Below are 19,278 nucleotides of genomic sequence, written 5' to 3'. Positions count from 1 at the left end.
CCGGGCGCGGCCTCAGGCCTTGTCCTGTGCTTGCGAGAGCTGGCGAAGCTCTTCGGCGCTGAAGCCGGCCCGGCCGCGCGCCTCGAGGTTGAAAGGCGGCTTGTGCCGCGGCGCGTCGTAGCGCGCGACCAGCGCCGGATAGCTGGCCTCCGGGTCGATGCCAGCGCGCTCGCACAGCCAGCGGTACCAGTGGTTGCCGATGGCCACGTGGCCCACTTCGTCGCGCAGGATGATGTCGAGGATCTCCACCGCGCGCAGCGCGTCGGGCGTGTTCACGCGCTTGAGCTTGCCCTGGATGAGCGGCGTGGCGTCGAGCCCGCGCGCCTCCAGCGTGCGCGGCACCAGCGCCATGCGGGCGAGCACGTCGTCCTTCGTCTTCTCGCACATGTTCCACAGGCCGTCGTGGCCGGGGAAGTCGCCGTAGCGCCAGCCCATGTCCTGCAGATGCGCATGCAGCAGCGTGAAGTGCAGCGCCTCTTCGTGGGCCACGCGCAGCCAGTCGCGGTAGTAGGCCTCGGGCATGCCGTCGTAGCGCCAGACGGCGTCGAGCGCGAGATTGATGGCGTTGAACTCGATGTGGCAGATCGAATGGATCAGCGCGGCGCGGCCTTCGGTGGTGAAGGGCGAGCGCTTCTGGACGGCGGTGGCGGCCACGCGCAGCGGGCGTTCGGGGCGGCCCGGCACGCCCAGATCGTCGCCCGTGGTGCGGATGGCTTCGGTTGCTATGGAATCGGTAGCGCCGTCCAGAGGGATGGCGCTGATGGCACGGGTGGCGGCCACCTTTTCATCGGGATCTGTAAGGCGAAGCGCGGCCAGCGCGCTCAATCGGGGGTGCATCCCTACAATTCTAGGTTTTGACCTTGCAGGGACTGGAAACAATGGCGCTCTACGAACTCGACGGTGTGGCACCCCAGGTGGGCGAAGGTGCATGGGTGGCCGACAGCGCGGAGGTGATGGGCAACGTCAGGCTGGCGGACAACGCCAACGTGTGGTTCGGCGCCGTGCTGCGCGGCGACACCGAGACGCTGAGCATCGGGCGCAACAGCAACATCCAGGACCTGTCGGTGCTGCACGCCGACATCGGCTGTCCCCTGACCGTCGGCGACAACGTGACCGTCGGCCACCAGGTGATGCTGCATGGCTGCACCATCGGCGACAACACGCTGATCGGCATCCAGGCCGTGGTCTTGAATAACGCGAAGATCGGCCGCAACTCGATCGTTGGCGCCGGCAGCGTGGTGACCGAGGGCAAGGAGTTTCCCGACAACTCGCTCATCATGGGATCGCCCGCCAAGGTGGTGCGCACCCTCGACGACGAGGCCGCCGCCAAGCTGCGCCAGGGCGCGGAGAACTACGTGGCCAACGCCCGCCGCTTTGCCAAAGGGCTGAAGAAGATCGCCTGACCATCCCGGTCGCAGGCACATACACAGAAAGAAGATGTTTTGAGCGAGCTGCACAAATTCCTGTTCGATGGCCTGCCGGTGCGCGGCATGATCGTGCGCCTGACGGACGCGTGGCAGGAGATCCTCGCGCGGCGCGCCTCCAACACCGCCACCGGCGCCTATCCGCAGCCGGTGGTCGAACTGCTCGGCGAGATGACGGCTGCTGCCACGCTGATGCAGGCCAACATCAAGTTCAACGGCGCGCTGATCCTGCAGATCTTCGGCGACGGGCCCGTCAAGGTGGCGGTGGCCGAATCCAAGCCCGACCTGAGCCTTCGCGCCACCGCCAAGGTGATGGGCGAGCTGCCCGCCGACGCGCACCTGCCCGACATGGTCAACGTGAACAACAAGGGCCGCTGCGCCATCACGCTCGACCCCAAGGACAAGCTGCCCGGCACCACCCCCTACCAGGGCGTCGTGCCGCTCTTCGGCGACGACGGCGAGAAGCTGGGCAAGCTCAGCGACGTGCTGCAGCACTACATGCTGCAAAGCGAGCAGCTCGACACCACGCTGGTGCTGGCCGCCGACGACAAGGTGGCCGCGGGCCTGCTGATCCAGCGCCTGCCGGTCAAGGGAGAGGGCAACCTCGAAGGCACCGCCGACAAGGACCACGACCAGGCCAACGAAGACCAGATCGGCCGCAACGAGGACTACAACCGCATCTCGATCCTCGCGTCGAGCCTCACGCGCGACGAGCTGCTCACGCTCGACGTCGAGACCATCCTGCGCCGCCTGTTCTGGGAAGAGAAGCTGCTGCGCTTCGAGCCGCAGGCCGGCATGCTCGGCCCGCGCTTCGCCTGCACCTGCGGTCGCGAGCGCGTGGCGCAGATGATTCGCGGCCTCGGCGAGCAGGAGGCCGAGAGTATCCTCGCCGAGCGCGGCAACATCGAGGTGGGCTGCGACTTCTGCGGAAAGCAGTACCGCTTCGACGCGGTGGATGCGGCGCAGCTGTTCACGCCGCTGGGCGACCAGATTCCGGGCAGCCCGGTCGTGCAGTAATCAGACGACAGATGCAGGCAGGCGCAACGCCTGCCTGATGCGGCCGAGCCGCCTGCCCCCCCGCCGCGGGGGGCTTTCGAGTTCCAGCTTCCCGTTTCCAGGACATCCGCATCGCCCCTGCCTCAGGCATCGGGGCGAGCCGCTGCCGTGGCGCTCAGGGCAAACCCGAGCTTGCCGCGCGCTGCCGCATGGCACACATTATGCAAATGGATTTGCGAATTTGATTTTCATGCAAATTCAATTGCACCAATTCGGTGAGCTCTTACTCCGGAAGGATTGTCATGAAGAAACTCGTACTCCGACTGCTCGCGGCCGCGGCCGTCGCCACGTCGTTCATCACCGCGCCCGCGATGGCGGCCGGCCCGCTGCTGGTGGCGGTCGATACCGCATTCGTCCCCTTCGAATTCAAGGAGGGCGACAAGTACGTGGGCTTCGACATCGACCTGTGGGAGGCCGTCGCCAAGGAGCTGAAGCTCGAATACAAGCTGCAGCCGATGGACTTCGCGGGCATCCTGCCCGCGCTGCAGACCAAGAACGTCGACGTGGCGCTGGCCGGCATCACCATCAAGGACGAGCGCAAGAAGGTCATCGATTTCTCCGACGGCTACTACGACAGCGGCTTCATCCTCATGGTGCCCACCGCCAGCAAGATCGCCGGCGTGGCCGACCTGAAGGGCAAGACGCTGGCCATCAAGACCGGCACCTCCGCCGCCGACTACGCCAAGGCCAACTTCGCCGGCACCGAGCTGCGCCAGTTCCCGAACATCGACAACGCCTACCTGGAGCTGATGACCGGCCGCGTCGATGCCGCCATGCACGACACGCCCAATGTCCTGTACTACATCGCCACCGCAGGTGCGGGCAAGGCCAAGGCGGTGGGCCCGCAGATGATGGCGCAGCAGTACGGCATCGGCTTTCCCAAGGGCAGCCCGCTGGTGCCGCAGGTGAACGCGGCGCTCGCGAAGATCAAGGCCGACGGCCGCTACGCCACCATCTACCGCAAGTGGTTCAAGGCCGAACCGCCGAAGTCCTGAGCGGCAGCCGCGGAGCCATTCATGGATTTCGATTGGTCAGTGATCGCCGGCGCGCTGCCGGCGCTCTTGAAGGGTGCGCAACTGACGGTGCTCATCACCGTGGCGGGTCTTGCCGGAGGCACGCTGCTGGGCGTGCTGTTCGGCCTGATGCGCGCCTACGGGAACAACCTCGTCGCGAGCATCGGCTTCGCCTACGTGGGGCTGGTGCGCGGCACGCCCATAGTGGTGCAGGTCATGTTCATCTACTTCGCCTTGCCCGGCCTGCTGGGCGTGCGCGTGGACCCGATGACGGCGGCCATCGCCTCCATCGTCATCAACTCGGGCGCCTACATCGCGGAAATCGTGCGCGGCGCTTTTCTCTCCGTGCCCCGTGGCCTGAGCGAGGCGGGGCTGGCCATGGGCCTGCCGCGCTGGCGGGTGCTGGCCTTCGTCGTCGGCCCGGTCGCGTTCCGGCGCATGACGCCGGCGCTGGGCAACCAGTTCATCGTGAGCCTGAAGGACACCTCGCTCTTCATCGTCATCGGCGTGGGAGAGCTCACGCGCCAGGGGCAGGAAATCATGGCCGCCAACTTCCGCGCCATCGAGATCTGGAGCGCGGTCGCAGCGATCTACCTGCTGCTGATCGGGCTTCTCACGCTCGGCCTGCGGACTGTCGAAAGAAGGATGCGCATCCTGTGAACATCGTCGAATTCAAGAATGTCGAGAAGCGCTTCGGCGCCAACAAGGTGCTCGACCGCGTGAGCCTGCAGATCCGCAAGGGCGAGGTCGTGGTGCTGATCGGCCCCTCGGGCTCGGGCAAGTCGACGCTGCTGCGCTGCATCAATGCGCTGGAGCAGATCGACGGCGGCGACCTGCTGGTGGACGGCCTCAGCGTGCGCGGCGGCAATGCCGTGGCGCGCGAGATCCGCCAGGAGGCCGGCATGGTGTTCCAGCAGTTCAACCTGTTCCCGCAGATGACCGCGCTGGAGAACGTCGCCTTCGGCCCGCGCCAGGTGCGCGGCGCCTCCAAGTCGCAGGCGCAGGCCCAGGCGGCCGAACTGCTCGCCAAGGTGGGGCTCGCCGAGCGCATGAACCACTACCCGAGCGAACTCTCAGGCGGACAGCAGCAGCGCGTGGCCATCGCGCGCGCGCTGGCCGTGAGGCCCAAGCTGATGCTGTTCGACGAGCCCACTTCCGCGCTCGACCCCGAGCTGCGCCAGGAGGTCCTGCGCGTGATGCAGTCGCTCGCGGAGGAGGGCATGACGATGGTGGTCGTGACCCACGAGATGCAGTTCGCCCGCAAGGTCGGGACGCGGCTCATCTTCATGGAGCACGGCCACATCACGGTCGACGGACCGCCGGCGCAGCTGCTGGACAACCCGCCCAACCAGCGCCTGCGCGACTTTCTTCAGCACGTGGAGTGACATGCCGACATTGAATTACCTCGAGGCCGCAGGATCGCCCTTCGAGATCGGAAGAACGCTGGGCCGCTTCGGCGCCGCGGCGATGCAGGACTACGCGCAGGATTCGCCTGCCTGGGCATCGGTGATGCACCATCGTGGCACACCCGCCGCGGTGGCGATGTCCGCCTTGGTGCGTTCGCGCTTCCCGCGCATCTGGGACGAACTCCAGGGCCTGGCCGCAGGGCTGGAGCTGCCCTTCGAAGACGTGTTCCTGTGGAACTGCCGCGGCGACCTGTGGGCCATGGCGCCCGACGGCTGCACCACCGTGCAGGAATCGGCGGGCGCGCTGCGCCGCATCACGCACAACGAAGACGGCGACCCGGCCTTCGCCGGCCATTGCGCGATCGCCGGGTGCGTGGTGGAGGGCGGGGCCTCGTTCGCGTCCTTCGTCTATCCGGGATCGCTGCCCGGCCACACCTTCGCGGTGACCGACGGCGGGCTCGCGATGACGGTGAACAACCTTCGCTGCCTGAACGTGCGGCCGGGCGTTCCGCGCATGGTGCTCGCGCGGGCGCTGCTCGAAGCCGCCAGCGTGCAGGATGTGCGCACGCTGCTCGAGTCGAACGAGCGCGCAGGCGGCTTCCACCTCACGGTGGCGCACCGGGCGTCGCCCGGGCTCTTCAGCGTGGAGTTCAGCTCCGAAGCATGCTCCATCGTGGAGATCGACGGGCGCCAGCTGCATGCCAACCATGCGCTGCACGAGTCGCTGCGCGAACTGCCGCAGATCGTCACGGGCTCTTCGCGGCATCGGCAGGAGCGCGGCGATGCACTGCTGGCCGGCGAGGGCGCGGCGATCGAACCGCTGCACCTGCTGGCCGACGGAAGCAACGCGGAGTTCCCGATCCTGCGTGCCAGTCCGGACGACAGCGACGCGGAGAACACGATGGCGACTGCGGACATCCGCATCGTCGCCGGTGCTTCGTACATCGAGTGGGCGGTGTATGAGCACCCGGCCCGGCCGCCGCGATTCCATATGATCGACGGCCATGCAAGCACCGAAAAAAGCCAGCGTGCCCGCCCCGACTGATGCCGATGAAACCGATGACGCCGGTGCGACCGGTGCTTCGCCGCCGCGAACCGTCGAGGAACTGCGCGCGCTGACGGTGAGCCTCGGGCGCGGCGACGCGCTGATCTCGATGGGCAGCAAGGCGCACAGCGTGCTGGCGCGTCTGGTCGAGCGCCCGGAAGAGGTTGCGGTGCGCACCATCACCGAACTGGCGGATTCGCTGGGCGTGAACGCATCGACGCTCACACGCCTTGCCACTCGGCTGGGTTACGCCGGCTTCGTCGAGTTCCAGACCGTGTTCCGCGACGGGCTGGCGTCCAGGCATCGCCACTTCTACAGCGAGCAGGCCGGCCGGCTGGTGGCGCATGCATCGGAGCGTTCGCAGTCCGAAGGGCCGGGGCAGCGTCCGGAGATCGACACGATGGTGCAGATCGCCCGCGATTCGATCGCCAACACCGAAGGCTTTCTCGCGCAACTGTCGGCCGACGAATTGCAGCAGGCGGCCCGACTGCTTGCCACGGCGCCACGGGTGCGCGTGCACGGCCTGCGGCAGTTCAGCGCGCTTGCGAGCTTCCTGGCCTACGGGCTGGCGATGGTGCGCGGCGACGTGGCGCTCCTCGATCCGCACGGGCTGGGCGTGGCCGAAGGACTGGCCCAACTGCAGCCCGGCGACCTGGTGGTGGTGACCAGCGTGGAGCCCTACACACGCAGCATCGCTGAGACGGCCGAGGCCGCGGCCAAGGCCGGCATGGTCGTGATCGCCATCACCGACCATCGCGCCTCGCCGCTTGCAGCCTTCGCGAAGCATTCCTTCTTCGTGCCGCATGGCAGTACCTTCTTCAGCAATTCGATGGGCGCCTACGTGATCTTCTGCGAAGGGCTGCTGAACCTTGTCGCCACTGACTTGGGCCAAAAGGCGCTGCAGGCGCTGGAGCGGCGCGAGCGCCTCATCGCCGACCTGGGCATCGAGTAGCGCGCCAGCGGCTTAGTCGCGATCGTCGAAGCCGCCGAACGCGATGTCCGGCGCGCTGGTGTTGTGCTTCGACGGCAGGCTGCGCCCGAAGCGCAGTTGCGTGCCCTGCAGGCTCTTCACCTCCGGCAGCGGCAGCACCTGCTGCGCCGCCTGGGGCGACGCCTGCCAACGCACTTCGCTCACGTCGGCGTTATCGGGCGTGACGTACATCGAGCGCAGCACCGCGAAGGGCTGGTTGCTCGCGGTGGGCTTCGACAGCGTGACGTCGAGCGCGGTGCGTACGCGGCTGATCTCGTCGACCTTCACCGCTGCACTGCCGCCGTCGGTGAAGCGCACGTGGATGGCCAGCGGCCGGGGCACGATGCGGATCGACGCGATGTTCACCACCGGCCGCGCGGCGGCCTCGACCGGGCCTAGCAGGAAGGACGAGCCGTACACGCCGTCGCCGAAGCGCGCCTCGGGCAGCGGCTTGATGCGCCAGTAGCCGTCCGACGGATAGAGCACGATGGCTTCGAGCGGCTTGCCGTTCTCCTTCTTGAACACCTGCAGCAGGTGGAAGCCGCGGTCCTTGCGCTTGCCCACCTGCACGGGCACGCGCTGCGGCCGCCAGAAGCTGGGCAGCGTCATGCCGACGACGCGCCACTGGGCGTTGTCCATCAGCACCACGGTGCGCTTGCGGAAGCGGTAGGCCGGGTCGGTGGGATGCGCGCCACCGTCGAAGTTGCAGCCGGAGAAGTCGGGCGCGGTGACGTCGTTGCCGATCTTGTCGAGGTAGTCGGGCTGCAGCGCCTCGATGCGCATGCGGCGGATGCCTTCGCCGCGCAGGGTCAGCGAGACGTTGTCTTCCTCGGCGCAGGCGGTGGTGGTGGTGCCGTTCTCGACGGTGGCTGCGACGGGCGCCGCGTGGGCTGGGCCGGTGGCGGGCAGAAGCAGTGCGGCGGCAGGAAGAAGCGCGATGCGCGCGAGGGTCGAAAGGGGCATCGGGTCTCCGGGTAAGGGGAGGGAAGGCGAGGCGCGTTACTCGCGGCGCGCGATGAGATCGCTGAAGAGCTTATGTTCGCATTCCGGGGTCGGAGCATTTCTCGCAAGGCCACGACCAGGAGGCGGGTTTCGCGTCGGACTTGACGCGCGTGCGCGGCCGGCCCTCGTTGCCCGCGATGGAGACGATGGCGTTCCAGGCGTTGGCCAGCCGCTCGGCGCCGCTGCCGTGCACCACGGCATATGAGAGCTTCGCGCCCGCGAGCGCGGCGCGCACCAGCGTGTCGGTCGGCTGCTGTGCGTGCGGGCCGTCGCGCATGTCGTCGGCGACCCAGGGCAGGTCGAGCGCGGTCAGCAGCGTGATGGCGTAGCCGCGCTGGGCGGCCAGGGCGGCTTCGTAGAGTGACGTGTCGGCGAAGAGCTGCTCGCTGTAGACGGCCGTCATGAGCGCGGTGGTGTCGGCCACCACCACGCCGCTGGCTGCGGCGGCTGCGATACGGCGCGTCTGCTCGTCGGCGATGGCCTGCTGCTCGTCGGGGCGCGGCGTGCGGTTCTCGCGTTCGCACCATTCGCGCAGGTACTCGCTCACCAATATCGTCGGAACGCCGCGGTCCTGCAGGCGCTGCGCGATGGCGCGGGTCAGCTCGGTCTTGCCGGTGCTTTCGGCACCCACGAGGGCAATGACGCAGCCCTTCGGCAGCACGGGTGTCATGCGCGCGCAGCCTCGGAGGCGCTGGACGGCATGCGCTGGCGCCAGGCAAGGTAGCCGGCCACGCTGAGCACTGCGAACACCGCGTACAGCCCCACCGTGAGCCACAGGCCCTTGTGGATGAAGAGGCCCACGCTCACCACGTTCACCGCCAGCCAGATCAGCCAGTTCTCGATGAACTTGCGCCCCAGCAGGAACTGCCCGACCAGGCTCAGGCCGGTGGCGAAGCCGTCCCACCAGGGCACGTCGGTGTCGGTGAAGCGGCGCAGGAAGAGGGCGACCGCCGGCCATGCCACTGCGCAGGCCAGCAGCGTGAGCGCGATGCCGCGCGACGAAAGCCGGCTGACGCGCAGCGCGCTGCCGTCGGCGCGATGGCCGCGCAGCCACTGCGCCCATCCCCAGAGGGCGACGAGCGCGAAGAAGACCTGCAGCGAGGCGTCGCCGTAGATGCGCGCCTTGGCGAACACCGCCACGTAGAGCACCGAGCTGACAATGGCCAGCGGCCATCCCCAGTGGATCTCTCGCATGTTGCAGCCCACCATGGCGAGCGCCAGCGTCGACGCGACGAGTTCGAGCCAGCTGACAGGAGAGCCCCAGAGCAGGAATGCGGGGGCCGAGAGAAGCTCGGTCATCAGCAGGCGGAAAGATGAAGAAGGGTCAGTGCGCGATTTGTACGAACACTTCGTTCGGTTTCACCATGCCGAGTTCGGCGCGCGCCCGCTCCTCGACCATCTCGAGGCCGTCCTTGAGGTCGTTGACCTCGGAGCTCAGGCGCTCGTTGTTCAGCGCGGCCTTGGCGTTGGCTTCCTTCTGGTCGGCCAGCTTGGTGCGCAGCTGGGTCACGTCGCGCACGCTGCCGCGCCCGTTCCACAGCTGCCACTGCAGGATGGCCAGCAGGAGCAGCAGGACGATCGGTGGAACGAGGCGGGCGCGCATGCCGCGTGGCGTCCGGGCGTTACTTCAGGTTGTAGAACGCGCCGCGGCCGGGGTAGACGGCGATGTCGCCGAGGTCTTCTTCGATGCGCAGCAGCTGGTTGTACTTGGCGATGCGGTCCGAGCGCGACAGCGAGCCGGTCTTGATCTGGCCGGCGTTGGTGCCCACGGCGATGTCGGCGATGGTGCTGTCTTCCGTCTCGCCCGAGCGGTGCGAGATGACGGCGGTGTAGCCCGCGCGCTTGGCCATCTCGATGGCGGCGAAGGTCTCGGTCAGCGTGCCGATCTGGTTGATCTTGATCAGGATCGAGTTGGCAATGCCTTTGTCGATGCCTTCCTGCAGGATCTTGGTGTTGGTGACGAACAGGTCGTCGCCCACCAGCTGCACGCGCTTGCCCAGGCGTTCGGTCAGGTGCTTCCAGCCGTCCCAGTCGCCTTCGTGCATGCCGTCTTCGATGCTGATGATCGGGTACTTGTCGACCCAGGTCGCGAGCATGTCGGTCCAGCTTTCGGCCGTGAGCGACAGGTTTTCGCCCGACAGCACGTACTTGCCGTCCTTGTAGAACTCGCTGGCCGCGCAATCGAGGCCCAGGGCGATCTGCTCGCCTGCCGTGTAGCCGGCCTTGTCGATGGCTTCCAGGATCAGCTGGATGGCAGCTTCGTGGCTCTCGACGCTGGGAGCGAAGCCGCCTTCGTCGCCCACCGCCGTGCTGATGCCGCGGTCGCCCAGGATCTTCTTGAGTGCGTGGAACACCTCGGCGCCATAGCGCACGGCCTCGCGGAAGCTCTTGGCGCCCACGGGGATGATCATGAATTCCTGCAGGTCGAGGCTGTTGTTGGCGTGCGCGCCGCCGTTGATGACGTTCATCATCGGCACCGGCAGCTGCATGCCGCCCATGCCGCCGAAGTAGCGGTACAGCGGCAGGCCCGACTCTTCGGCCGCGGCGCGGGCCACCGCCATCGAGACGGCGAGGGTGGCGTTGGCGCCCAGGCGGCCCTTGTTGTCGGTGCCGTCGAGGTCGATCATCGTGCGATCGAGGAAGGCCTGTTCGCTGGCGTCCAGGCCGAGCACGGCTTCCGAGATCTCGGTGTTGATGTTCTCGACGGCCTTCAGCACGCCCTTGCCGAGATAGCGGCTCTTGTCGCCGTCGCGCAGCTCGATGGCTTCGCGCGAGCCGGTCGACGCGCCCGAGGGCACGGCCGCGCGGCCCATGGTGCCCGACTCGAGCAGCACGTCGCATTCGACGGTGGGGTTGCCTCGGCTGTCGAGAATTTCGCGGCCGACGATGTCAACGATTGCACTCATCTTCTGTCTTTCTCTTTCTGGTCTCTTTGGGCGGATGAATAGATGGGAAAACGGATCGGACGGCTCAGAGGCCCTCGACGGCGATCATGTTCATGATCGCGGCGCCGGCACGCGCCTCGCGCGCCTTGAGGTACTCGGGCGTCTCGTAGAAGGCCTTGGCCTTCTCGAAGCTGGGGAACTTGAGGATCACGATGCGCGTGGGCTTCCAGTCGCCTTCCAGCGGCTGCACCTGGCCGCCGCGCACGCACACCTCGGCGCCGTGCGCCTGCATGGCCACGGTCGACCACTTCTTGTATTCCTCGTACTGCGTCGGGTTCGTGACCTCGACGTGCGCGATAACGTAGCCACTACTCATGCGACGGCCTTGAGCGTCTTGTTGGTGCTGCCCGAACCCTTTTCCTTGTGCTCGAGCGCAGCCTTGATGAAGGCGTTGAACAGCGGGTGGCCGCCCCACGGGGTCGACTTGAACTCGGGGTGGAACTGCACGCCCATGAACCACGGGTGCACGTCCTGCGGCAGCTCGACGATCTCGGTGAGGTGCTCGCGCTGGGTGAGGGCGGAGATCACCAGGCCGGCACTACGCAGCTGGTCGAGGTAGTTCACGTTGGCTTCGTAGCGGTGGCGGTGACGCTCGGTGACCACGTCGCCGTAGATGCTGTGGGCCAGCGTGCCCGGAGCCACGTCGGAGCTCTGCGCGCCCAGGCGCATGGTGCCGCCGAGGTCGGACTTCTCGTCGCGCGTCTTCACGGTGCCGTCGGCGTCCTTCCACTCGGTGATCAGGGCGATCACGGGGGTGGGCGTCTCGGGGTCGAACTCGGTGCTGTTGGCGTTCTTCAGGCCGGCCACGTGGCGGGCGTATTCGATGGTGGCCACCTGCATGCCCAGGCAGATGCCGAGGTAGGGCACCTTGCTCTCGCGGGCGAAGCGCGCGGCCGAGATCTTGCCTTCCACGCCGCGCTGGCCGAAGCCGCCCGGCACCAGGATGGCGTCGTACTTGGCCAGGCGGGACACGTCCTGCGCGGAGATGGTCTCGGAGTCGATGTAGTCGATCTTCACGCGGGCATGGTTCTTCATGCCGGCATGGCGCAGCGCCTCGTTGAGCGACTTGTAGCTGTCCGACAGGTCGACGTACTTGCCGACCATGGCAATCGACACTTCCTTCTGCGGATGCTCGACCTCGTAGACCAGGTCGTCCCAGCGCTGCAGCTTGGCGGGCGGGGTGTTGATGCGCAGCTTGTCGCAGATCAGGCCGTCCAGGCCCTGCTCGTGCAGCATGCGGGGCACCTTGTAGATGGTGTCCACGTCCCACATGGAGATCACGCCCCATTCGGGCACGTTCGAGAACAGCGAGATCTTGGCGCGCTCGTCGTCCGGGATGCGGCGGTCGGCGCGGCATAGCAGGGCGTCGGCCTGGATGCCGATCTCGCGCAGCTTCTGCGCGGTGTGCTGCGTGGGCTTGGTCTTGAGCTCGCCGGCGGCGGCGATCCAGGGCACGTAGCTCAGGTGCACGAAGGCCGAATTGTTCGGGCCCATGCGCAGGCTCATCTGGCGCACGGCCTCCAGGAAGGGCAGCGATTCGATGTCGCCCACGGTGCCGCCGATCTCGACGATGGCCACGTCCACCTCGTGCGCCGTGCCGATGCCGGCGCCGCGCTTGATGTATTCCTGGATCTCGTTGGTGATGTGCGGGATCACCTGGACCGTCTTGCCGAGGTAGTCGCCACGGCGCTCTTTTTCGAGCACGGTCTTGTAGATCTGGCCGGTCGTGAAGTTGTTGGCCTTGCGCATCCGCGTGTCGATGAAGCGCTCGTAGTGGCCGAGGTCGAGGTCGGTCTCTGCGCCGTCATCGGTGACGAACACTTCACCATGCTGGAAGGGCGACATCGTGCCGGGGTCGACATTGATGTACGGATCGAGCTTGATGAGGGTGACTTGGAGGCCGCGCGATTCGAGGATCGCGGCGAGCGAGGCGGAGGCGATTCCCTTGCCAAGGGAAGAAACGACACCACCGGTGACGAAGACAAATTTGGTCATGCCAGTTCCGGACGCTGTGAATCCGGGCAGTGGGAAATTGCGATTATAGGTGTGCCCTTCGCGACACCTCCCGCCAAGGGCTTGTTGCCTTGGGGCCGATGGCATGTGAGCAACAATACAGCCCATGCAAGACCTCGCCGGCAAACACATCGTCCTGGGCCTCACCGGAGGCATCGCCTGCTACAAGTCGGCCGAGCTGTGCCGGCTGTTCGTGAAGGCGGGCGCGACCGTCCAGGTGGTCATGACCGAGGCGGCCGAGCAGTTCATCACGCCCGTGACCATGCAGGCGCTCTCGGGGCGTACCGTCTATACCTCGCAGTGGGACACCCGCGAGCCCAACAACATGCCGCACATCAACCTGAGCCGCGAGGCCGACGCGATCGTGCTGGCGCCCTGCAGCGCCGACTTCATCGCCCGGCTGGTGCAGGGCCGCTCCGACGACCTGCTGAGCCTGATGTGCCTGGCCCGCCCGATGGACCGCGTTCCGCTGCTGATCGCCCCGGCCATGAACCGCGAGATGTGGGTTCATCCCGCCACGCAGCGCAACCTGATGCAGGTGGCCGCCGACGGCGCGACCGTGCTGGGCGTGGGTAACGGTTGGCAGGCCTGCGGCGAGACCGGCGACGGCCGCATGCTGGAGCCGGCACAGCTGCTGGAAGACATCACCGCCTTCTTCAGCCCCAAGCTGCTGGCGGGGCAGAAGGTGCTGGTCACGGCCGGCCCGACCTTCGAGGCGCTGGACCCGATACGCGGCATCACCAACCATTCGTCCGGCAAGATGGGCTTCGCCATCGCCCGGGCTGCCCGCGAGGCGGGCGCCGAGGTCACGTTGGTGGCCGGCCCGGTGCACCTGCCCACCCCGCGCGGCGTGACGCGCGTCGACGTGCTCTCGGCGCAGGACATGCTCGAAGCCACCACGCGCGCTGCGCAGAGTGCTAGCATTTTTGTAGCTACGGCGGCTGTTGCCGACTGGCGCCCGGCCACACAGAGCGATCAGAAGATCAAGAAGGACGGCAGCGGCAGGACGCCGGTGCTCCACTTCACCGAAAACACCGACATCCTCCTTTCCGTCGCGAAGAGCGAGCGGGCGCAGTCGAAGAAGCTCTTCTGCGTGGGCTTCGCCGCCGAGAGCGAGAACCTTGCCGAACACGCCAAGGCCAAGCGCGAGCGCAAGGGCATCCCGCTGCTGGTGGGCAATATCGGCCCGCTGACCTTCGGGCAGGACGACAACGCGCTGCTGCTGGTCGATGCCAACGGCGTGCGCGAACTGCCGCGCGCACCCAAGCTCACGCTGGCGCGCGAGCTCATGACCGAGATCGCAGCGAGGCTTCCCGACTGGAGGGTCTGATGATGAACCCCGAATGGAACACGCCGCCTAACGGCGATTTCGCCCGCTATGTCGAGCGGCTGGCCGCGCAGGCGGCGCTGCCGAAGCGGGCCGCTTCGCCTGGCGAGCACGGCCTCGACGTCGGCATGACGCCGACCGCGGGCCCGCACCAGGGGCAGGGCCCCGTCACGGCCGCGATGCAGCGCGCCGAGCTGCCGCCCGGCGAGGTGCCGAGAAAGCAGCCGGGCTCGTTCGACCCGGCGCTGCTCAAGGTGCTCGGCATCTTCGGCGCGCTGGCATTCCTGGTGCTCTGGGCGGCGGGCGTGCCCTTCGGCGTGCTGATCGTCCTGGCGGCGCTGGCCGCCTGGTTCGGCAAGAAACTGAAGGGCGTGAAGTTCACCCCCGGCGTCGCCAAGTGGCAGCAGGTGCTCGAAGAGGCGGCCCGAAAACAAAGAGAACAGCAACAGAAACAAGGCAACAACTAAGTGAAAGTCGACGTTCGCATCCTCGATCCGCGCATGGTGGATCAACTGCCCGCATACGCCACCCCCGGAAGCGCGGGCCTCGACCTGAGAGCCTGCCTCGACGCCCCCATCACGCTGGAGCCCAACGGCTGGCAGCTGGTGGGCACCGGCATCGCCATCCACCTGGCCGACCCGGCCTATGCGGCGCTCATCCTTCCGCGCTCGGGGCTGGGCCACAAGCACGGTATCGTGCTGGGCAACCTCGTCGGCCTGATCGACAGCGACTACCAGGGCGAGCTGAAGATCAGCGCCTGGAACCGCAGCGACACGCCCTTCGTGCTGAACCCGATGGAGCGGCTGGCGCAACTGGTGATCGTGCCCGTGGTGCAGGCGCAGTTTCGTGTGGTCACGGAATTTGCACCTACGCAACGCGGCGAGGGCGGATACGGCTCCACCGGCAAACATTGAGCGAATCCTGAAGATCGGCTGAGTTTCCGGGCGGTAAAGAGCGGAACCGGCCCGGGCCTTGCGGCCTCGAAGGTTTCAGTGTGTGAACGGCGTCATCGCGGCCGATGCTGCGGCGTTAGTCAGGCACACGCAGGGTGCATGCATTCATCATCCTTGCATCGTTCTTTCCGAGGAGCCTCCAACATGAAGATCTCAATGCGCTTTGTTTCCGTCACCGCTTCCGTGCTGGCCGTGGCCACGCTCACGGCGTGCGTGGCACCGGCGCCCGTCTACCAGACCTCGCGCTATCCCTACCAGGCGCCTCCGCAGGCCATTCCCTATCAGGAAGCTTCCTACGTCGAGTACGGCCACGTGGCCAACATCGAGGTGCTGCGCAGCGAAACCGCCGGCACCGGCACCACGGGTGGCGGTGCCGTCGCCGGTGGCGTCATCGGCGGCGTGGTGGGCAACCAGTTCGGCCGAGGCAATGGCCGCGCCGCGGCGACCGCGCTGGGCATCGTGGGCGGCGCCCTGCTGGGCAACACCATCGAGGCGCAGCAGAACGGTCCGCGCGTCTACGAGATGTACCGGGTGTCGGTGCAGACCGACCGCGGCGGCTACCGCGCCTTCGACGTGCAGAGCCCCGGCGACCTGCGCATCGGCGACCGCGTGCGCATCGACAACGGCCAGATCTCGCGGATGTAAGCGAACCCCCGCTCGTCGGGGAACGAAAAAGCCGGGCATGCCCGGCTTTTTCATGGGTGGCGCATGCCGCCGTCAGTGCAGCGTCTCGTTGCCAGGCGCCATCGGCGCGACCTTGAAGAAGCCCGTGCCTGCCGTGCCGCGGCCGATTTCCTCTTCGGTGGCCTCGCGCACCGAGCGCACCGTGATGTCGAGCCGGATCGCGATGCCGGCCAGCGGATGGTTGCCGTCGAGCACGAGGTGGTCGGGATAGATCTCGGCCACGGTGTAGATCGTGTCCTTCGGAATGTCGGCATTCACGCCCTTGGGCAGGGCGGAGCCGTCGAAGGTCATGCCCTCTTCCGTGCCTTCGGGGAAGAGCGAGCGCGGCTCCAGGAAGAGCAACTGGTCGTTGAAGTCGCCGAAGCCTTGTTCCGGCTCGATCTGCAGTTGCACCCGGGCGCCGGGTTCATGGCCCTGCAGGGCCGCTTCGATCACGTCGAAGAGATCGTCGCCGCCGACCAGGAATTCGACCGGCTCGTCGAGCACGTCAAGCACGTCGCCGAGCGTGTCTTTCATCGTCCAGGTCAGGCCGACCACGCATTGTTCAGAGATTTCCATTGCAGAATTCTCCCATGGAGATCAACAAACCGCTGCCCTTGCTGGGTGGCCTGAGCGCCGCGCAGTTCATGCGGCGGCATTGGCAGAAGAAACCCTTGCTCGTGCGGCAGGCGATACCCGCGATGGTGCCACCGATCGAGCGTTCCGAGTTGTTCGCGCTTGCCGGGCGTGAGGATGTCGAATCGCGCCTCATCCGCCACGGCAAGGCCGGCTGGTCGCTGAAGCACGGGCCGCTCGCCCGGCGCGCACTGCCGCCGCTGAAGCAGCCGGCGTGGACGCTGCTGGTGCAAGGCGTCGACCTGCATCACGAGGGCGTGCACGAACTGATGCGGCAGTTCCGCTTCCTGCCCGACGCCCGCCTCGACGACCTGATGATCAGCTATGCGAGCGACACCGGCGGCGTGGGCGCGCATTTCGACAGCTACGACGTGTTCCTGCTGCAGGCGCAGGGGCGCCGGCGCTGGTCCATCGGCAAGCAGGGCGACCTGCGCCTGCAGCCGGGCCTGCCGCTGAAGATCCTCGAGAACTTCGAGCCCGAGCAGACCTTCGTGCTCGAGCCCGGCGACATGCTCTACCTGCCGCCGCGCTATGCCCATGATGGCGTGGCAGTGGGCGACGACTGCATGACATGTTCCATCGGCCTGCGTTCGTCGGCACTTGGCGAGCTCGGCGCCGACCTGCTCGCGCGCATGGCGCAGGCCTATGCGGAAGACCTGGAAGACGCCGGCCCGGCCGAGCTGGCGCGCTACCGCGATCCGACCCAGCCGGCGGTCGATGCACCGGCAGCGATGCCCGCCGCGCTGCAGGGCTTTGCGCGCAAGGCCATCGAGGCTGCGCTGCGCGACCCCGACGCCATCGAGCGCGCCCTCGGCGAGTCGCTCACCGAGCCCAAGGCCAACGTCTGGTTCGGCGAAGGCGGCGAGGCGCCCGACGCGATGCAGCACGTGAAGCTCGATCGCCGCACGCGCATGCTCTACGACGCGCGGCACATCTACATCAACGGCGAGAGCTTTCGCGCGGGCGGTGCCGACGCGACGCTGATGCGCAAGCTGGCCGACCGCCGCGAGCTCGGCCCGCGCGAACTCGCGCGTGCCAGCGAGGGCGCTCTTGCATTGCTTGGCGAGTGGTGCGAGGCAGGGTGGCTCCATGCCGGATGAGGCGTCCGGTTCAGCCTTGCCTGAAGGGCGCTTCGACGGCCGCGAAGCCTTCGATGCGCTCCTGCGCAGTGCGCTCTCTGCCGCGGCGCGCGAGGGCTGGAAGGAGATCGTCTTCAGCGACGCCGACTTCGCCGACTGGCCCCTCGGCGAGCGCGCGACCATCGAGGCGCTGCAAGCCTGGTCGGCGAGCGGCCGTCGCCTGATGCTGCTCGCGCAGCGCTACGACGTTCTCGAACGCGGCCATGCGCGCTTCGTTGCATGGCGCCGCATGTGGGACCACATCATCGAATGCCGCGCCACCGGCAAGGCCGCGGGCTCGGAAGTACCGAGCGCCATCTGGACGCCCACATGGTTCGTGCACCGCATCGACCCTGAACGCGGCAGGGGCGTGAGCGGCACCGATTCGCGTGCGCGCCGTGAACTGCGCGAGGCCATCGAAGAGTGCTGGCGTCTCGGGCGCGCCGCGTTTCCGGCATCGACACTCGGCTTGTAAGCCAATGCCGCGAATGCGGCCGCGAGACATATTCGGGCGGATATGCAGGTCTAGAATTTTTTCGTTCCTGACCTTCATTGCCAAAGGAGTTTCCATGAAGAAGTCATCGTCCGTCCTGATCGCCTCGCTGATTGCCGCTGCCGCGCTCGTCGCCTGCGGGAAGAAGGAGGATGCAGCGCCGGCTGTCGTGACGCCGCCTCCTGCGCCTGTGACCGAACCCGCACCTGCGCCCGCTGCTCCGGCTCCTGCGCCATCGGCCGATCCGGGCGCATCGTCTTCGTCGTCGACCGCGCCTTCTTCGGGCTCTCAGTCCGCGCTCGATGCCGCGAACGCTGCGACCGAGGCCGCGAAGAAGAATGAAGCGCCGAAGCAGTAAACAGCAAGCGCTGCACCAGCGATGAAAAAGCCGCCATGAGGCGGCTTTTTTTCTTAGGAGAGCGTGAGGGCCCTGGCGCTCAGACGTCGAGCCAGGGCGAGCCTGTGCTGGCCGTGGCCGTCAGCATCTCCGACTCGTTGCCGCCCAGCGCTTCGGCCATGAGGCGCCGCACGATCTCGGGCCGGTTGTTCTGCTCGCTCAGGTGTGCCGCGACCACGTGCCGCAGCCCGTCGTGGAGAAGCGCGCGTGCGATCTCCGCGGCGGCCGTGTTCGACAGGTGCCCGTAGTTGCCGCCCACGCGGTGCTTGAGGAAGGGCGGGTAGCTCGAGTTCGCCAGCAGATCGCTGTCGTGGTTGAACTCCAGCAGCAGCGAATGCACGCCGCCCAGCCGGGCCAGCACGTGGGCCGTGGCGTGCCCCAGGTCGGTCAGCACGCCCAGGGTGCGGTTGCCGTCGGTGCAGCGCAGCTGCAGCGGCTCGCGCGCATCGTGCGGAACGGTGAAGGGCTGCACACAGATGTCGCCGACCGTGAAGTCGGCATCGTCGCGCGCGAAGTTCAGCAGGCCCTCGAAGTCGCGCCCGCCGGTGGCGAGCCACGTGCCTTCGCTCATCCAGACGGGAATGCGGTTGCGCCGCGACAGCGAATGGGCGCAGCCGATGTGGTCGCCGTGCTCGTGTGTCACGAAGACCGCATCGATGTCGCTGGCTGCAAGGCCCGCCTGGGCCAGGCGCAGGTCGAGCTGCTTGATGCCGAAGCCGCAGTCGACGAGGAGGCGGGAGGTGCGGCCGGCGCTGGTCGTCTCGACCAGCGCGGCGTTGCCCGTGCTGCCGCTGCCGAGGCTTCGGAAGCGGAGCAT

At 67.4% G+C, this 19,278-nt stretch carries 23 protein-coding genes and 1 pseudogene; 14 read left to right on the top strand and 10 right to left on the bottom strand.

Translation table 11 applies throughout. The features are described from left to right. Window positions 1-12: 12 nt before the first annotated feature. Window positions 13-837, bottom strand: a complete 825-nt coding sequence (locus ACHMXA_RS22860) for a ferritin-like domain-containing protein (protein WP_395316407.1) — start codon at window positions 835-837, stop codon at window positions 13-15. A gap of 41 nt (window positions 838-878) precedes the next feature. On the opposite strand from ACHMXA_RS22860, the gene ACHMXA_RS22855 reads away from it, so the two are divergent. From ACHMXA_RS22855 to ACHMXA_RS22825, 7 genes are all read left to right on the top strand, one after another. Then, window positions 879-1,403: a gamma carbonic anhydrase family protein gene (locus ACHMXA_RS22855; RefSeq protein ID WP_395321356.1), complete on the top strand. Its 525-nt coding sequence runs from the start codon at window positions 879-881 to the stop codon at window positions 1,401-1,403. 39 nt (window positions 1,404-1,442) lie between these two features. Further along, window positions 1,443-2,441 (top strand): Hsp33 family molecular chaperone HslO, encoded by a 999-nt coding sequence (locus ACHMXA_RS22850; RefSeq protein ID WP_395316406.1) that lies wholly within the window; start codon window positions 1,443-1,445, stop codon window positions 2,439-2,441. A 281-nt stretch (window positions 2,442-2,722) separates the two neighbouring features. Next, complete coding sequence (glnH, locus tag ACHMXA_RS22845; protein WP_395316405.1) at window positions 2,723-3,475, top strand: glutamine ABC transporter substrate-binding protein GlnH; 753 nt, start codon at window positions 2,723-2,725, stop codon at window positions 3,473-3,475. Window positions 3,476-3,496: 21 nt separating this feature from the next. Continuing rightward, window positions 3,497-4,153 (top strand): glutamine ABC transporter permease GlnP, encoded by a 657-nt coding sequence (gene glnP / locus ACHMXA_RS22840; protein ID WP_395316404.1) that lies wholly within the window; start codon window positions 3,497-3,499, stop codon window positions 4,151-4,153. Then, a complete protein-coding gene (gene glnQ / locus ACHMXA_RS22835; RefSeq protein WP_371132285.1) occupies window positions 4,150-4,878 on the top strand; it encodes a glutamine ABC transporter ATP-binding protein GlnQ in 729 nt (242 codons plus the stop codon). Before glnP ends, glnQ begins: the two co-directional genes overlap by 4 nt. 1 nt (window position 4,879) lies before the next feature. Next, window positions 4,880-5,944 carry a C45 family autoproteolytic acyltransferase/hydolase gene (locus ACHMXA_RS22830; RefSeq protein WP_395316403.1) on the top strand — a complete coding sequence of 355 codons (1,065 nt, stop codon included), beginning with the start codon at window positions 4,880-4,882 and terminating at the stop codon, window positions 5,942-5,944. Then, entirely contained in the window at window positions 5,904-6,896 is a 993-nt protein-coding gene (locus tag ACHMXA_RS22825) for a MurR/RpiR family transcriptional regulator (protein WP_395316402.1), read from the top strand. The genes ACHMXA_RS22830 and ACHMXA_RS22825 overlap by 41 nt, the downstream gene beginning before the upstream one ends. A 12-nt stretch (window positions 6,897-6,908) precedes the next feature. On the opposite strand, the gene ACHMXA_RS22820 is transcribed toward ACHMXA_RS22825, so the two are convergent. The 7 genes and pseudogenes from ACHMXA_RS22820 to ACHMXA_RS22790 all read right to left on the bottom strand — a co-directional run bounded on the left by ACHMXA_RS22820 (window position 6,909) and on the right by ACHMXA_RS22790 (window position 12,856). After that, window positions 6,909-7,877, bottom strand: coding sequence for a hypothetical protein (locus tag ACHMXA_RS22820; RefSeq protein ID WP_395316401.1), 969 nt, complete (start codon window positions 7,875-7,877; stop codon window positions 6,909-6,911). 36 nt (window positions 7,878-7,913) lie between these two features. Further along, a pseudogene (locus tag ACHMXA_RS22815) lies at window positions 7,914-8,586 on the bottom strand (AAA family ATPase). Next, window positions 8,583-9,215 carry a nicotinamide riboside transporter PnuC gene (gene pnuC, locus ACHMXA_RS22810; protein WP_395316400.1) on the bottom strand — a complete coding sequence of 211 codons (633 nt, stop codon included), beginning with the start codon at window positions 9,213-9,215 and terminating at the stop codon, window positions 8,583-8,585. Before pnuC ends, ACHMXA_RS22815 begins: the two are co-directional and overlap by 4 nt. Before the next feature lie 25 nt (window positions 9,216-9,240). Continuing rightward, complete coding sequence (gene ftsB, locus ACHMXA_RS22805; protein ID WP_395316399.1) at window positions 9,241-9,519, bottom strand: cell division protein FtsB; 279 nt, start codon at window positions 9,517-9,519, stop codon at window positions 9,241-9,243. Between the two features lie 19 nt (window positions 9,520-9,538). After that, the gene (eno, locus tag ACHMXA_RS22800) at window positions 9,539-10,822 is read right to left on the bottom strand and encodes a phosphopyruvate hydratase (RefSeq protein WP_125951808.1); all 1,284 of its coding nucleotides are present in this window, start codon (window positions 10,820-10,822) and stop codon (window positions 9,539-9,541) included. Between the two features lie 64 nt (window positions 10,823-10,886). Then, window positions 10,887-11,177 carry a DUF1330 domain-containing protein gene (locus tag ACHMXA_RS22795; protein WP_176668178.1) on the bottom strand — a complete coding sequence of 97 codons (291 nt, stop codon included), beginning with the start codon at window positions 11,175-11,177 and terminating at the stop codon, window positions 10,887-10,889. Then, a complete protein-coding gene (locus tag ACHMXA_RS22790; RefSeq protein WP_176668179.1) occupies window positions 11,174-12,856 on the bottom strand; it encodes a CTP synthase in 1,683 nt (560 codons plus the stop codon). Before ACHMXA_RS22790 ends, ACHMXA_RS22795 begins: the two co-directional genes overlap by 4 nt. Before the next feature lie 124 nt (window positions 12,857-12,980). Here ACHMXA_RS22790 and coaBC point away from each other — a divergent pair, with 124 nt between their 5' ends. The 4 genes from coaBC to ACHMXA_RS22770 all read left to right on the top strand — a co-directional run bounded on the left by coaBC (window position 12,981) and on the right by ACHMXA_RS22770 (window position 15,799). Beyond that, window positions 12,981-14,204: a bifunctional phosphopantothenoylcysteine decarboxylase/phosphopantothenate--cysteine ligase CoaBC gene (gene coaBC / locus ACHMXA_RS22785; RefSeq protein ID WP_176668180.1), complete on the top strand. Its 1,224-nt coding sequence runs from the start codon at window positions 12,981-12,983 to the stop codon at window positions 14,202-14,204. After that, window positions 14,204-14,668 carry a hypothetical protein gene (locus tag ACHMXA_RS22780; protein ID WP_256099217.1) on the top strand — a complete coding sequence of 155 codons (465 nt, stop codon included), beginning with the start codon at window positions 14,204-14,206 and terminating at the stop codon, window positions 14,666-14,668. Before coaBC ends, ACHMXA_RS22780 begins: the two co-directional genes overlap by 1 nt. Further along, window positions 14,669-15,115 (top strand): dUTP diphosphatase, encoded by a 447-nt coding sequence (gene dut / locus ACHMXA_RS22775; protein WP_019655978.1) that lies wholly within the window; start codon window positions 14,669-14,671, stop codon window positions 15,113-15,115. 183 nt (window positions 15,116-15,298) lie between these two features. Further along, a complete protein-coding gene (locus tag ACHMXA_RS22770) occupies window positions 15,299-15,799 on the top strand; it encodes a glycine zipper 2TM domain-containing protein (RefSeq protein ID WP_126021744.1) in 501 nt (166 codons plus the stop codon). Window positions 15,800-15,871: 72 nt separating this feature from the next. Here the strand turns inward: ACHMXA_RS22770 and ACHMXA_RS22765 are convergent, their stop codons facing one another. Next, window positions 15,872-16,396 carry a peptidylprolyl isomerase gene (locus ACHMXA_RS22765; protein WP_176668181.1) on the bottom strand — a complete coding sequence of 175 codons (525 nt, stop codon included), beginning with the start codon at window positions 16,394-16,396 and terminating at the stop codon, window positions 15,872-15,874. A 14-nt stretch (window positions 16,397-16,410) separates the two neighbouring features. Here ACHMXA_RS22765 and ACHMXA_RS22760 point away from each other — a divergent pair, with 14 nt between their 5' ends. From ACHMXA_RS22760 to ACHMXA_RS22750, 3 genes are all read left to right on the top strand, one after another. Continuing rightward, a complete protein-coding gene (locus ACHMXA_RS22760; RefSeq protein WP_395316398.1) occupies window positions 16,411-17,553 on the top strand; it encodes a JmjC domain-containing protein in 1,143 nt (380 codons plus the stop codon). After that, window positions 17,543-18,046 carry a hypothetical protein gene (locus tag ACHMXA_RS22755; protein ID WP_395316397.1) on the top strand — a complete coding sequence of 168 codons (504 nt, stop codon included), beginning with the start codon at window positions 17,543-17,545 and terminating at the stop codon, window positions 18,044-18,046. The genes ACHMXA_RS22760 and ACHMXA_RS22755 overlap by 11 nt, the downstream gene beginning before the upstream one ends. Before the next feature lie 94 nt (window positions 18,047-18,140). After that, entirely contained in the window at window positions 18,141-18,422 is a 282-nt protein-coding gene (locus ACHMXA_RS22750) for a hypothetical protein (RefSeq protein ID WP_019655983.1), read from the top strand. A gap of 79 nt (window positions 18,423-18,501) precedes the next feature. On the opposite strand, the gene ACHMXA_RS22745 is transcribed toward ACHMXA_RS22750, so the two are convergent. Continuing rightward, window positions 18,502-19,278, bottom strand: coding sequence for an MBL fold metallo-hydrolase (locus ACHMXA_RS22745; protein ID WP_395316396.1), 777 nt, complete (start codon window positions 19,276-19,278; stop codon window positions 18,502-18,504).

The sequence above is a fragment of the Variovorax sp. UC74_104 genome (assembly GCF_044055375.1).
In the GTDB taxonomy this organism is placed as follows: domain Bacteria; phylum Pseudomonadota; class Gammaproteobacteria; order Burkholderiales; family Burkholderiaceae_C; genus Variovorax.
Note: the sequence above shows the minus strand (reverse complement) of the source record. Positions and strands in the feature narration are given on the sequence as shown.

Bases quoted from the DNA above. Each gene is read 5' to 3' on its own strand.
- eno (WP_125951808.1), bottom strand. From the start codon at position 10,822: ATGAGTGCAATCGTTGACATCGTCGGCCGCGAAATTCTCGACAGCCGA.
- ACHMXA_RS22760 (WP_395316398.1), top strand. From the start codon at position 16,411: ATGGAGATCAACAAACCGCTGCCCTTGCTGGGTGGCCTGAGCGCCGCG.
- ACHMXA_RS22750 (WP_019655983.1), top strand. From the start codon at position 18,141: ATGAAGAAGTCATCGTCCGTCCTGATCGCCTCGCTGATTGCCGCTGCC.
- ftsB (WP_395316399.1), bottom strand. From the start codon at position 9,519: ATGCGCGCCCGCCTCGTTCCACCGATCGTCCTGCTGCTCCTGCTGGCC.
- ACHMXA_RS22780 (WP_256099217.1), top strand. From the start codon at position 14,204: ATGATGAACCCCGAATGGAACACGCCGCCTAACGGCGATTTCGCCCGC.
- ACHMXA_RS22770 (WP_126021744.1), top strand. From the start codon at position 15,299: ATGAAGATCTCAATGCGCTTTGTTTCCGTCACCGCTTCCGTGCTGGCC.
- ACHMXA_RS22820 (WP_395316401.1), bottom strand. From the start codon at position 7,877: ATGCCCCTTTCGACCCTCGCGCGCATCGCGCTTCTTCCTGCCGCCGCA.
- pnuC (WP_395316400.1), bottom strand. From the start codon at position 9,215: ATGACCGAGCTTCTCTCGGCCCCCGCATTCCTGCTCTGGGGCTCTCCT.
- ACHMXA_RS22745 (WP_395316396.1), bottom strand. From the start codon at position 19,278: ATGCTCCGCTTCCGAAGCCTCGGCAGCGGCAGCACGGGCAACGCCGCG.
- ACHMXA_RS22825 (WP_395316402.1), top strand. From the start codon at position 5,904: ATGCAAGCACCGAAAAAAGCCAGCGTGCCCGCCCCGACTGATGCCGAT.
- glnP (WP_395316404.1), top strand. From the start codon at position 3,497: ATGGATTTCGATTGGTCAGTGATCGCCGGCGCGCTGCCGGCGCTCTTG.
- ACHMXA_RS22755 (WP_395316397.1), top strand. From the start codon at position 17,543: ATGCCGGATGAGGCGTCCGGTTCAGCCTTGCCTGAAGGGCGCTTCGAC.
- ACHMXA_RS22795 (WP_176668178.1), bottom strand. From the start codon at position 11,177: ATGAGTAGTGGCTACGTTATCGCGCACGTCGAGGTCACGAACCCGACG.
- ACHMXA_RS22765 (WP_176668181.1), bottom strand. From the start codon at position 16,396: ATGGAAATCTCTGAACAATGCGTGGTCGGCCTGACCTGGACGATGAAA.
- ACHMXA_RS22855 (WP_395321356.1), top strand. From the start codon at position 879: ATGGCGCTCTACGAACTCGACGGTGTGGCACCCCAGGTGGGCGAAGGT.
- ACHMXA_RS22860 (WP_395316407.1), bottom strand. From the start codon at position 837: ATGCACCCCCGATTGAGCGCGCTGGCCGCGCTTCGCCTTACAGATCCC.
- glnH (WP_395316405.1), top strand. From the start codon at position 2,723: ATGAAGAAACTCGTACTCCGACTGCTCGCGGCCGCGGCCGTCGCCACG.
- coaBC (WP_176668180.1), top strand. From the start codon at position 12,981: ATGCAAGACCTCGCCGGCAAACACATCGTCCTGGGCCTCACCGGAGGC.
- ACHMXA_RS22830 (WP_395316403.1), top strand. From the start codon at position 4,880: ATGCCGACATTGAATTACCTCGAGGCCGCAGGATCGCCCTTCGAGATC.
- ACHMXA_RS22790 (WP_176668179.1), bottom strand. From the start codon at position 12,856: ATGACCAAATTTGTCTTCGTCACCGGTGGTGTCGTTTCTTCCCTTGGC.